The sequence below is a fragment of the Alistipes dispar genome, from assembly GCF_006542685.1.
Lineage (GTDB): Bacteria > Bacteroidota > Bacteroidia > Bacteroidales > Rikenellaceae > Alistipes > Alistipes dispar.
The window spans coordinates 677,127-689,885 of record NZ_AP019736.1 but is presented as its reverse complement, the minus strand read 5'-3'; the positions used below and the strand labels follow the sequence as shown (position 1 = coordinate 689,885).

General features: G+C 59.6%; 6 protein-coding genes and 1 tRNA gene. 5 read left to right on the top strand and 2 right to left on the bottom strand.

Annotated features, from left to right (window positions below):
* Positions 1-21 precede the first annotated feature (21 nt).
* Both FME97_RS03195 and FME97_RS03190 read right to left on the bottom strand, forming a co-directional pair.
* A complete protein-coding gene (locus tag FME97_RS03195; protein WP_141427838.1) occupies positions 22-1,701 on the bottom strand; it encodes a RagB/SusD family nutrient uptake outer membrane protein in 1,680 nt (559 codons plus the stop codon).
* Between the two features lie 21 nt (positions 1,702-1,722).
* Positions 1,723-4,947 carry a SusC/RagA family TonB-linked outer membrane protein gene (locus FME97_RS03190; RefSeq protein ID WP_141427837.1) on the bottom strand — a complete coding sequence of 1,075 codons (3,225 nt, stop codon included), beginning with the start codon at positions 4,945-4,947 and terminating at the stop codon, positions 1,723-1,725.
* A gap of 310 nt (positions 4,948-5,257) precedes the next feature.
* Here FME97_RS03190 and FME97_RS03185 point away from each other — a divergent pair, with 310 nt between their 5' ends.
* The 5 genes from FME97_RS03185 to FME97_RS03165 all read left to right on the top strand — a co-directional run bounded on the left by FME97_RS03185 (position 5,258) and on the right by FME97_RS03165 (position 12,758).
* Positions 5,258-6,472 carry a site-specific integrase gene (locus FME97_RS03185; protein ID WP_141427836.1) on the top strand — a complete coding sequence of 405 codons (1,215 nt, stop codon included), beginning with the start codon at positions 5,258-5,260 and terminating at the stop codon, positions 6,470-6,472.
* Between the two features lie 300 nt (positions 6,473-6,772).
* Positions 6,773-9,931: a SusC/RagA family TonB-linked outer membrane protein gene (locus FME97_RS03180; RefSeq protein WP_141427835.1), complete on the top strand. Its 3,159-nt coding sequence runs from the start codon at positions 6,773-6,775 to the stop codon at positions 9,929-9,931.
* Positions 9,932-9,952: 21 nt separating this feature from the next.
* Entirely contained in the window at positions 9,953-11,542 is a 1,590-nt protein-coding gene (locus FME97_RS03175) for a RagB/SusD family nutrient uptake outer membrane protein (protein WP_141427834.1), read from the top strand.
* 37 nt (positions 11,543-11,579) lie between these two features.
* Positions 11,580-12,518: a hypothetical protein gene (locus FME97_RS03170; protein WP_141427833.1), complete on the top strand. Its 939-nt coding sequence runs from the start codon at positions 11,580-11,582 to the stop codon at positions 12,516-12,518.
* A 167-nt stretch (positions 12,519-12,685) separates the two neighbouring features.
* Positions 12,686-12,758 (top strand) — tRNA-Phe (locus FME97_RS03165).
* Position 12,759 lies beyond the last annotated feature (1 nt).

Below are 12,759 nucleotides of genomic sequence, written 5' to 3'. Positions count from 1 at the left end.
ATCTTTAATCGGTTCCACAAATTACCATACTTTCTCCGGAGAGTCCTCGGTGGGCTGGATCGGAGTCGGGTTGTTCGTGCAGGCCTGGTTGAAGTTCACCTCGGTTCCCACGATGCAGAGGTTCATCCAGTCGGGCACGCCGTCCGTGTTCCAGCGATAGCCTTTCGGGTGGTTCGTGCCGGCGTAGCTGCGCGTGATGCCCTTTTCGAAGCGCTTGATGTCGAACGTCGCAAAGCCTTCGCCCCAGAGCTCGACGCGGCGCTGCCACCAGACGTTGTCGCGGAACGATTGCAGGTCGTTGTACGTGTACTGCGGGTCGCGCGTCTTGGCGAAGGCCTCGAGCAGCGTCTTGCCGCGTCCCTCGTCCTGCATGCCGGCCGCTTCGGCCTCGATGAGCTTCATCTCCTCGACGCGCATCAGGGGAACCGCTACGACGAATCCGACGAACTGCGCGTTGCTGTGGCCCGCGTCGCCTCCGCCCAGGCGGAACTTGAGCGACAGGCCGCCGAAGGCGCCCGAGGCCGAAGCCTGTGCGGTGGAGGTGATCGTCTCCGGGTAGGACGAGACGTCGGAAAGGTAGTCGGCGACGATCTTGTTCAGCTCCTCGACCGTTTGCGCTTCGGCTACGAGCTCGTCCAGCTCGGGGTCGATGAAGCACTTGCGGCGCCAGTCGGTCTGCGGAATGGTCTCCAGCAGGTGCGCGTCGATACGCTTCACCGTGCCGGCTCCGTGCGCATAGCCGTTGGAGGTGGTGATTTCGATCATCATCTGCGAACCCCAGCTCGAGTCGCCGTCGTTCAGCGTGATGTTGGGATCCTCGGCGTCGTACTTCGTCATGAACATCCACGAATTGTTGGGCGTGTTGAAGCCCTTGTCGTGGTCGAGGTATTCCGCTTCGGTCATCATCGTATAGCCTTCCTGGGCCTTTTTCGCATACTCCTCGGCTTCGGGCCACTTCTCCATCGTCAGGTAGGCGCGGGCCTTCAGGCCGTAAACCACGCTCAGGTCGGGCGTCGTCTGGTCCGTGCGCTTGTAGTCGGCCAGATAGCTCTCGGCCTTGTCGAGGTCCTTGAGAATAAGCTCCTCCCATATCTCCTTGTTCGTAGCGCGCGGGTTGTTCGTGGCTTCCGCGTTGGTCGTTTTTTCCGTGACGATGGGCACGGTCGGGGCGTCTTCATGACCCTTGTAGGTCTGGGGTGCGTACATGCGGGCCAGGTCCATGTAGTAGAAGGCGCGCATGGCATGGGCGATGCCCGCTCCCACGATATGCTCCTCGTCGGGCTTTTCGCCGGCGAGCGAAATCACCACGTTGCAGTTCTTGATCCATCCGTAGTAGATCGTCCAGGGAACCTGGCAGATGGCGTAGTCGGGACCCAGGCCCACACCGCAGGTGTACCACGTCGTGAACTGTTCGTATCCCGTGTCTTCGAGCGCGATGTCCTGTCCCATGACGTCGCGCTGGAGCAGGAACGACGGATAGCCGAAATCGTATGCATTCATATTGGCGTTTCCGGCGTAGAGGAACTCGCCCGCGAGGGTCGAGGTGCAGGCCGTGACGAAGTTGTTGAAGGCGTTCGGCGCATCGCCCGCCTGATCCACGGTGACGGTCCCCTGCTGCGGGAAGGTCTCCTCCAGGCAGCCGGTGGACAGGAGGGATGTGCCGATAAGCAACGCTGCTGCAAATTTTATGGTCTTTTTCATAGATAATCTCTCCTTATTGAATTAGAACGTGAGTTGAACGCCGCCCGAAATGGTCCGGATCGGGGAGTAGGGAGATACGCCCGTGGAGGCGGTTCCCTCGAAGCTGTAACGCGGGTCGAGGCCCTTGCGTGCCGACCAGAACCAGAGGTTCTCGCCTGCGGCGTAGATGCGCACCTTCACCTTGTCGCGGAATACCCGCTCGGGAATCGTGTAACCCAGCGAGAACGACTGGAAGTTGAGGTAGCTGGCATCGGTCAGGAAGCGGTCCGATTTGGCGCCGCCGTACTGGTCGCCCTGCTGCCAGCGGGGCATGTCGCTGTCGGTGTTGTTCGGACTCCACGACTTTTTCCAGTCCTTGTGGATGGCCGTACCGCCTGCCGCGCCCGTTTCGGGGGTGATCAGCCCTGCATAGCCTGCGTCGAAGACCTTGCCGCCGATCTGGTAGTCGAACGTGAGCGACAGGTCGAAGTCGCCGACGCGCAGGTTCGTGCCGAAACCGCCGAAGACCTTGGGAAGCACGCTGCCGTGTTCGTATTCGGTGGCGTCGTTGAAGTCGTAGGTCGTCGTGCGGCCCACCACCTTGCCGTCCTCGATGACGTCCTTGTAGAACATGGCCTGGCCGTACTCGTCGGTTCCCGCATAGACGGGCAGGTATGCGTTGTAGAGCGGACCGCCCACCTCGTACCAGTAGGGCACGAACTGCGTGGGAGCCTCCTGGAATCCGATCTTGCCCGAAGCGGTCTTGGTGAGTTTGCTGGCGGGCAGGCTCAGGATCTTGGTCGAGTTGTGCGCCAGGTTGGCCGAAATGCTCCAGTCCACCGTCTTGGTCTGGATGAGCGTACCGGTCAGGTTGATTTCGATACCCGAGTTGCGGATGTCGCCCAGGTTGCCGTACATGCCGCGCGTGCCGACCGATTCGGGCAGCGACAGCCAGAAGAGCAGGTCGGTCGTCTTCTTGCGGTAAACGTCGATGCCTCCCGACAGGCGTCCGCGCCAGAAGCTGAACTCTACGCCGACGTTGAGGTTCGTCGTGGTTTCCCACGTGATGTCCGGGTTGCCCTGGATGGCGAACGATGCGCTCATCGACTTCTCGTCCACCTTGCTCAGCGAATAGAGGTCGGTGTAGTAGTAGTCGCCGATCAGGTCGTTGCCCTGCTGGCCGATCGAGGCCTTCAGTTTCAGCATGTCGATCCATTTGGCGTTCGCGAGGAAGTTCTCTTTCGAGAGGATCCATGCCGCGCCTACCGACCAGAAGTTACCCCACTGGTGGCCCGGTGCGAAACGCGAGGAGCCGTCGCGGCGGTAGGAGAACGAACCGTAGTACTTGCCGTTGTAGTCGTACTGGGCGCTGAGGAAATAGCCCTCCACGTTGTAGTGCGTGGTGTAGCTCGACGCGTCGGCGAGCGTGGCGGCTGCCGAAAGCTCCTGGATGTCGGGCGAGAACATGCCGTTCTTCGAGGCCGCGAGGTTACGCGTCTTCACGTTGTAGTATTCGTGGCCAGCCAGTACGTTGATGTTGTGCAGGCCGAACGAATCGTAGTAGGTGATCGTCTGGATGTTGTTCGTGCGCAGCGACGACTGTACGGTTTTCTCGATGCTGCCGTTCGTGCCGGCGCTCGTGCCGTAGTACATGTTCCGGAAGTTGGAGATGTAGGTCTCGCCCCACGTAGCCGTGCTCGTGACGTTCACCTTCAGGAAGTCGGTGATGTCGAAGTCGGCCGTGAAGGTTCCGTTGAGCTGGTTGCCGATGGAGGTGTAGTTGTTGTACCGCGCCTCGCCGAGCGGGTTGCCCTGCGGCGAGAAGGGGCGCGTCACGCCGTAGCCGGTCTCGGCCACGCCGTAGTCGTAGGCCTTGTTGCCGTACTGGTCGCGCTTGATGCCGATTTTGCCGTCGGCGCCGATCGTGCGCACGTAGATCGGGTAGATCGGGGCGATGCGCGAGGTGTAATAGAAAAGGTTGTTGGTGTAGGTGCTCGTACCCAGACCGACGTCCAGATCCTGCGACGAGTGGATGTAACCCACGTTGGCTCCCAGTTTGAGCCACTTCTTGGCCTGGTAGTCCGCCTTGATGCGTGCCGAGATACGCTCGTAGCCCGAATTGTCCACGATGCCGTCCTCGTTCAGATAGCCCACGCTCGTATAGTAGGTGGCCTTGTCCGTACCGCCGTTCACGCTCACGTTGTACTCCTGGCGCAGGCTGTTCTTGTAAGCCGCGTCGGTCCAGTCGTCGGGCTGCATCCAATAGTCCGTGCCGTTGAACGACACCTTGCGGCCCAGCGTGGCGTTGGGGTTGAGCTTGCCGTCCAGCCCGATCAGGTTCTCGCCGTCGGGACGCGTGTAAACGTCGTAGGCGAGTGCCTTGAGCATGTCCGTATTGGCCTGTGCGTTGGCAGTTGTGGCGTTCATGCCCTGCCCGTAGAAGTAGCGGTTGTAGTACTGTGCGTACACCGCCTCGTAGTATTCGCCCGGGTCGGTGATGACGTCGTAATCCTGCACGGCGCGCGAGTTCACGCCCCACTTCATGTCCACGTTGATCACCGCGTCGCGGGCCTGCGAACGCTTCGTCGTCACGATGATTACGCCCGATGCGCCGCGGGCTCCGTACAGGGCGGCCGAAGCGGCGTCCTTGAGCACGGTGACCGATTCGATGTCGGACTGCGGAATGTTCGACAGGCTGGCGCTGTAGGGCGCGCCGTCCACGATGATGAGCGGGTCCGTGTCGGCGTACATCGAGCTGATGCCGCGGATGTTGATCGAGCCCGAATCGGAGCCGGGCGTGCCCGAGCCGCCGCGCATTTGCAGACCGGCCACGGAACCCACCAGCGCGTTCATCACGTTGGTCGTCTGACGCTTCTGGAGGTCTTCGGACTTGATGACCGAAGCCGATCCGGTGAATGCCTCTTTCTTGGTCGTACCGAACGCTACGACGAGCACGTCGTCGATAGCCGTGATATCCTCCTTGAGCTGAATATTGACCGTCGTCTTACCGGCAATGGGCACTTTCTGCGACTCGTAGCCGATGAACGAGACGTTCAGGTAACCGTCGCTCCGGGCTTGCAGGCTGAATTGGCCTGCGGCGTTGGTCGTCGTACCCGTCGTGGTTCCGTCCACCACGACCGTAGCACCGACGATCGGGTTGCCGTCAGCATTGGTAACTGTACCGGAAACCTGCTGCTTCTGGGCCATCGCAAGGAGCATTCCCCCCCCCAGTACAGCAATTAACGATAGTACAAGTTTTCTTACCATAAGCGTTAATTTTAATAAGATTTTAAAATAAAAAGCGATCCGCCCGATCTTTTCCGGTCATATATCTTATAATCAACCACATGCGCCATATCGGAATAAATTTCCGGTTGCGGGCCGCAACCGATTGGCCCCGAACGGAGAATTTGCGGTCCGGCGCGATTGCGGCACGACGGTTGCGGTGACAGATAGTTACCGGACGGAAGAGGTCAATCGCCGGGAAATAAGTCGATTGGTCGCAATGATACGCCATTCGGAAGTTACTTTATCGTTACCTTCGGGCGATTGTCGCACCGATTAAGGTCATGAAAACATGAGAAACACATTCAGGGTACTTTTCTACATCAAGCGCACCGCGCCGCGCCGCAACGGCGACGTGCCGGTCATGGCGCGCATCACGATCAACGGCGAGCGGGCGCAACTGGCCGTCCGCGCATACGTCGATCCGGCCTTGTGGGACGTCCGCACGGGGCTCGCGGCGGGACGGAGCGCCGCCGCTTCGGAACTCAACGAGAAACTGCTCCTCGTCCGCCGCCGCATCGAACGGTGTTATGAAACGCTGCTGGCCCGGCAGGCCGCGGTCACTCCCGCGCTGGTCCGGGAAATGTATTTCGGGAACGACCGGCAGCAGGAGACGCTGCTGGCATTTTTCCGGCAGCACAACGAGGAGTTCGGCCGCATGGTCGGCGTCAGCCGCAGCAAATCCTCCTATTACAAGTACCGGAGCGTTTACCGGCTGCTCGCCGCCTACGTCCGCGAGCGCTGCCGCCGCGCGGACATTCCGTTCCGCGAACTCGACAAACGGTTTCTCGCCGGATTCCACCAGTACATCGCCCGGGAATCCCCGCACAAGAAGAACACGGCGTGGGTCTATATGATCGCGTTCAAACACATTCTGATGCTGGCCCGCAGCCGCGACCTGCTCTCCGCGGACCTCTTCGCCGGATACAGGCTCCGCAGCGAATTCGTGGCGCGCGACTACCTCACCGAGACGGAAATCCGCCGGCTCATGCTGCTGGCACCGACCGACCGGACGCAGCGGCTCGTGCTCGACGCCTTCCTGTTCAGTTGCTTCACGGGCCTTTCCTACATCGACATCCGCCAATTAAAACCCGCGAATATCCGCTATACGCAGGGGCAGCTCTGGATCGGCACGACACGCCGCAAGACCGGTTCGGAGGTGTATGTCAGGCTTTTCGCCGTTCCGAACGCCATCCTGTCCAGGTACCTGACGGACGCGGCCGACGAACCGATTTTCGCCCTGCCGAGCAACGGCTGGTGCAACGCCTGCCTGCGCCGGCTGCTCCCCGAGGCGGGAATCGTGCGCCCGGTCACCTTCCATGTCGCGCGCCACACGTTCGCCACGACGATCACGCTGTCGCAGGGTGTCGCCATCGAGACCATCAGCAAGCTGCTGGGCCATCGGAACATCCGCACCACGCAGATTTACGCCGCCGTCACCCACGCCAAGCTCGAAGGGGACATGGAGCGGCTCTCCCGGCAGCTCGACGTCTGCTATCGTCTCTGACCACCTATATATATGGGAATACCGGGTCTCCGGAACGTTCCGGGGCTGTCGGAGAGCGTCCGGAAAGGCTTTCCGGACGCATCGTCGCATGCCTGCACCCGGAAAACGCCCGAATGTCCCATTACAATTCGTAATCGCTCGGGGGGGGGTACGCAGAAAATCGTAATCGGCTGTCGCTTATATCTATAAATAATGTTATTTACGGGAAATTCTTTAATAATTTACTTGCATGTACCACCCTTTTTTCCGATCTTTGCAGGTGAACTTTTTATTTTAAAAACATTATTAAAATTAACGCTTATGGTAAGAAAACTTGTACTATCGTTAATTGCCGTGCTGGGCGGGGGAATGCTCCTTGCGATGGCCCAGAGTCGGCAGCTCTCCGGTACGGTAGTAGACCAGGCGGGCAGTCCCGTCGTCGGAGCGACCGTGATGGTCGAAGGCTCCACCGTCGGCACGACGACCGGAGCGGGCGGCAGGTTCACCCTGGCGGTTCCCGCCGACGGCACGTTGCAGGTTTCGTTTATCGGGTATCAGACGCAGTCGGTTCCCGTGAACGGCCGGACCTCGGTTGAAATCAGACTTTCCGAAGATACGAAGGCCATCGACGAGGTGCTCGTCGTCGCTTACGGCACGGCCAAGAAGGAGTCCTTCACCGGATCGGCCGCCGTCATCAAGTCGGAGAATCTCGAGAAGCGCGTGGTATCCAACGTCTCGAAGGCTCTCGACGGACAGGTGGCCGGCGTGCAGACCACGTCGGGCAGCGGCCAGCCCGGATCGGAGGCTACCGTGGCCATTCGCGGTTTCGGTTCGATCAGCGCCAGCTCTTCGCCGCTCTACGTCGTGGACGGTATCGCCTATTCGGGTTCGATCAGCGCCATCAACCCCGATGACATCGAGTCGATCACCGTGCTCAAGGACGCTTCGGCCGGTGCGTTGTACGGTGCACGCGGAGCCAACGGCGTCATCGTCATCAACACCAAGCGCGGCCGTGAAGGCAACGTGGAAGTGAACTTCAAGGCCACGCTCGGCGTTTCGTCGCGCGCCATTCCCGACTACGATCTGGTCAATCAGCGCGAATTCGTCGAGCTGAACTGGCAGTCGCTCTACAATACGGCCTATTTCACCTCGGGCTATACCGACGCTGCGGCCCGCGCCTACGCGTCGTCGCGTCTGAGCGGTACGCTGGGCGCCAACTACAACCCCTTCAAGAATTACAGTTGGGACAATCTGGTGGATCCCGCGACGGGCAAGGTCCGCGCCGATGCGAAATCGGCCTGGGACGAGAGCTGGATCGACAATGTGACCGAGGACGCCGCTTTCCGGCAGGAATACCAGGCCTCGGTGTCGGGCGGCAACAACGTTCACCGCGGCAGCATGTCATTGAGCTACCTCGATGAGGACGGTGTGCTCAAAACCACCAATTTCCAGCGTTATACGGGGCGTGTGAGCTACGATACGACGCCCAAGCACTGGTTCAAGGGCGGTATGAACGCCAACTTCGCCCACGCGAAGTCCAACACGAACCGTTATACGGGCTCCTCGAACAGCAATGTCTTCTATACGGCGCAGCTCATGGCTCCGATCTATCCCGTTTACATGAAGGACGAGAACGGCAACAACCTGCTCGACGCCAACGGCAAAAAGCAGTTCGACTACGGCGAAACCCGTCCGCAGGACAACAACAGCAACGCCATCGCCGGTTTTTACGACGACCCGACCACGAATACGACCGAGAGCCTCTCGGCCCGCACCTACCTCACGTTCGGCAGCGACGACGAACGCGCCGGCGCTCTTCAGGGACTGAAAGGCACGGTCAATTTCGGCGTGGATTACAGTATTTCGAACAACATGCAGTATTTCAACCGTGAACACGGCAACCAGGCGTCGAACGGCGGTCTGATCTACAAGTACAACTACCGTTACATGACCTACACGTTTAACCAGTTGATAACTTACGACCGGACCTTCGCGGACCGGCACGAGGTGAACGCGCTGCTGGGTCACGAGTTCTACAGTTACGAGCAGAACTATCTCGAGGCCAGCCGTTCGGGACTGGTGGAAGGGATCTACGAGGTGGTCGGTTCCACGATTAACTCGGCCTCGTCGCTCACCAAGGACCACCGCATCGAGTCCTACTTCGCACGTCTGAACTACGGTTTTGACCACAAATACTACATCGACGCCAGTTGGCGAACCGACGGTTCGTCGCGTTTCGCCCCCGACACGCGCTGGGGCCATTTCTGGTCGGTCGGCGCTTCGTGGCGTATTTCGCAGGAGAAGTTCATGCGGGACCTCTCGTGGCTGGACAACCTGACGCTGAAGGCCTCCTACGGCGTGCAGGGTAACGAGGGCATCCTCGATTCGTCGGGCTACGACAATTTCTACGGCTGGCAGGGCTACTACGACATCAACTCGACGGGGACCGACTACGGTTTCTCCGTGGCGCAGCTCGAGAACGCCGGCCTGACGTGGGAAAAGAACTCCAATGTGAACGTGGGCATCGAGGCTTCGCTGTTCGGCAACCGGCTCAATGCCAGCATCGAGTATTACAACCGCAAAACCATGGACATGATTCTGGAGCGTCCGATGGCCTTCTCGTCCGGTTTCGAGTCCTATCTGGACAATATCGGCGAGATGCGTAACTCGGGTTGGGAGATCACGCTGAACGGCATGCTCATCAAGCGTCCCGACATGCGCTGGGACGTGACCGTCATGGCCTCGACGCAGAGCAACAAGGTGCTCAAACTGACGCCCGAAACGCCCGAGATCATCGACGGCTCGACGATTATCCGCGAGGGGCTGCCGATCTATACCTATTATATGTCCAAATTCGCGGGCGTAGATCCTGCGACCGGTGCGGCGCTTTACTACGCCTATAAGGACGTGACCGACGAGACGACGGGCGAGACCCGCCGCGAGGAGTACATCACTTCCGATACGAGCGAGGCTTCGTCGAGCCGTTATACCTGCGGCAGCCGTATTCCGGACCTGTTCGGCAGCATCGGTTCCACGTTCCAGTGGAAAGGGCTCGATTTCTCGATCCTGACGACCTACTCGATCGGCGGCAAGGTCAACGAGGCGATCTACTCCTCGACGATGAATCCGTTCTATTACGGACAGACGTTCCACAAGCACCTGACGCGCGCCTGGAAACAGCCGGGCGACATCACCGACGTTCCGCGTGTGGAGGTCGGCACGAGCAGCATTTCGTCGGACCGCTTCCTCGTGGATGCGTCGTACTTCTCGATCAAGAACATCACGATCGGTTACACGATTCCTGAGAAGGCCGCCAATTATATCGGCATGAAGAGCGTGCGCGTCTATTGCTCGATGGACAATCTGGCGCTCTTCACCCACCTGAAGGGCATGAATCCGACCTATACGCTGACCGGTTCGACCGGATTCGTTTACACGCCTTCGCGCAGCTTCGTGGCGGGCCTGGACATTAAATTCTAATTAAAACCGGAGACAAAGACTATGAAAAAAATACTTTTATTGAGCATCGTCGCATCGTTCGCGCTCTCCTGCTCGAAAGATGCGCTCGAAACCTTCCCCGGCGATAAGGTTCCCTCCGATGTCGTTTACGGCAGCGTCGAGAACGCCCGGTCCGCACTGACCGGTGCGCTGGCCGGACTGGGACAGGGCGGCTGGCAGGGCAACTACAATTCGGGTATCGGGTTCGGACTTACGGAGACCTACCTGACCGGTGACGCTCTGGCCGAGGACTACGTGCTGTCCGGCTCGGGAAGCGGCTGGATGTGGCAGACCTACTCCTACAACGTGAAAAGCTGGTTCGACGATCCGCGTCTGCAATGCTCCACGACGTGGAACTGCTACTATACGACCATCAATTCGTGCAACAACCTGATCGGTTCGGCCGAACTTCTGGAGACCTCCGCCGAGGGTAAGAACATCCTCGGACAGGCCTACGTGCTGCGGGCCTTCTGCTACCACATGCTGGCCCAGGTGTATGCCCGCGCATACTACTATTATCCCGATGACCTCTGCGTACCCCTCTATCTGGAGCCTACGACCTCCGAGACGAAGGGTGCGGCCCGTTCGACGAACAAACAGGTTTACGAGGAGGTCATCTATCCCGATCTGACGACCGGAGTCGGCCTGCTCGAAGAGGCTGCCGCAGCCGGAATCGCCCGCAGCTCGAAGACCGAAATCGACTACTACGTGGCCAACGGTATCAAGGCCCGCGTCGCGCTGACGATGCACAAGTGGTCGGATGCCTACAAGGCCGCCGAAGAAGCCCTGAAGGGGTATGCCGGCAGCGAGGCGCTCGACGCTTCGCAGATCACGGGCGGCATGAACGACATCACGGCCCTGCCGAGTGTCATGTGGGGCGAGGTAAAGACGACGGACAATTACGGCATGTATCTTTCGTTCCAGGCCCAGATGGACGCCGGACACGACGGCTATGCCAAGACGGCCCGCCGCTGCTGCACTTCGTGGCTTTGGAACCGCATGAATGCGACCGACGCCCGCCGCGCCTGGTGGCTGGGAACCTTCGACAACGCCGACTTCGCGGACTCGGGCGAAGCGATCCGCTATTGCCAGGTGAAGTTCAAGTTCAAGGGCGATTCGTGGCTCGGCGACTATATCTACATGCGTGCCGAGGAGATGCTGCTGACCGCTGCCGAGGCCTATTGCCAGGAGGGCAACGACCCGCAGGCCCGCATCTATCTCCAGAAGCTCATGGCCAAACGCGATGCGTCCTATACCGGCGCGGAGAAATCCGGCAATGCGATCAACGGGCTGACTCCGGGCAGCGACGGCGCTTCGATGACCGGTTCGCTGCTGGAGGAGATCCTCATCCAGCGTCGTCTGGAACTTTGGGGTGAATACGGCCGCATCTTCGATATCAAGCGTCTGGGCCAGGGCTTCAAGCGGGTGGCCGTCGAGAGCGCGGACAATCCCCAATTCGATCCCGCTTCGCTCATTGCGGATCACGACACGCAATCGCCCGGCTCGTTCGCCTGGATCCTGCTGTTGCCGCAGAAGGAGCTGGACGGTAACCCCAACATCGTGCAGAATCCGATCGGCGATACGGCCGATTAGGGTGAAACGGACTAACTTGTAAAAATTGGAATTGAATATGAAAAAGATAATCGAATCGCTTTTCGCGTTGGGCATGTTGTTCGCCACGGTCGGCTGCGATCAGGACCAGATCGTTGCGAAGTTCGACACCTCGGGAGAGGATGCCGGCACCGCCTACTTTGTCAAGAACGCCGTCTCCGAGAACTTCGAAGCCTCGGCGACCGGTACGCAGACCATCAATCTCGACCTTTTCCGGCAGGACGCCGCGGGCGAGCTGACGGTGGGTCTTACGGCCGAGATGGACGAGGCGGCCGCGAAGTTCTTCCGGATTCCCGAGAGTGTGACCTTCGCCGACGGCGACTATCGGGTGATCGTTCCGGTTTCGGTCCTCGACGTGGAGAAGTTTGACAAGGGCGTGACCTACGCCGTCTCGATTTCCGTGAATAACGCCGGGACGGAAAATGAGAGTTCGGCGTCGATCGGCTCCAAGTACGCTTCGGTCACGCTCTCCGCCTCCCTGACGCTCAACTGGGTTCCGTGCTACGTGCTGAAGGATTTCTCGAAACTGCTCTCGACCGATCTGACCGATGCGGACTATGTGGTGGGCCCCGACGGCAAGCCGATGCTCCAGGGCGGCGTATATACCTACACGTTCTGGTGGGAAGGCGAGGACGATACCGTCATGCTCGAACGGGCCGAGGGAACCAACGTGTTCCGCCTCACGAATTGGGGCGGCGGCGTGAACATCCTCTTTACGATCAACGCCGACAAGACGATTTCGCTCACGTCGCAGTATGTCGGAGAGGACTATTCCGACGGAACCAAGGTGCTCGTTTCGGATCTTCCTTCTACCGGCGTCGGAACGGACGTCTGTACGTGGGACGGCGATAGGACGTTCACCTTCCCGCTGGTTTACCTTCTGGAGGACGGCCGTTGGTTCGGCGAAACCTGCGTCGAGACCTTCGTGCTGAACGACGGTTCGGCTTCTCTCGAGTAGCGTCGTCTCCGGTGCGCTTTCCGGACGGCTCCCGTGGGGGCCGTCCTTTTTTGTTTCCGGATCCGCCGGAGAAAAAAACGCATAATTTTTTTCGGAGGCCTTGCAGATTCGGAATTTTTGCTTACCTTTGCACCACGATAATACGGATCACTCCGTGAGATCGGGATGGTGCCATAGCTCAGTTGGTAGAGCAAAGGACTGAAAATCCTTGTGTCCCCGGTTCGATTCCTGGTGGTACCAC

Excerpts from the sequence above, each read along its gene's own strand:
- FME97_RS03170 (WP_141427833.1), top strand. The coding sequence starts at position 11,580 with ATGAAAAAGATAATCGAATCGCTTTTCGCGTTGGGCATGTTGTTCGCC.
- FME97_RS03175 (WP_141427834.1), top strand. The coding sequence starts at position 9,953 with ATGAAAAAAATACTTTTATTGAGCATCGTCGCATCGTTCGCGCTCTCC.
- FME97_RS03195 (WP_141427838.1), bottom strand. The coding sequence starts at position 1,701 with ATGAAAAAGACCATAAAATTTGCAGCAGCGTTGCTTATCGGCACATCC.
- FME97_RS03180 (WP_141427835.1), top strand. The coding sequence starts at position 6,773 with ATGGTAAGAAAACTTGTACTATCGTTAATTGCCGTGCTGGGCGGGGGA.
- FME97_RS03190 (WP_141427837.1), bottom strand. The coding sequence starts at position 4,947 with ATGGTAAGAAAACTTGTACTATCGTTAATTGCTGTACTGGGGGGGGGA.
- FME97_RS03185 (WP_141427836.1), top strand. The coding sequence starts at position 5,258 with ATGAGAAACACATTCAGGGTACTTTTCTACATCAAGCGCACCGCGCCG.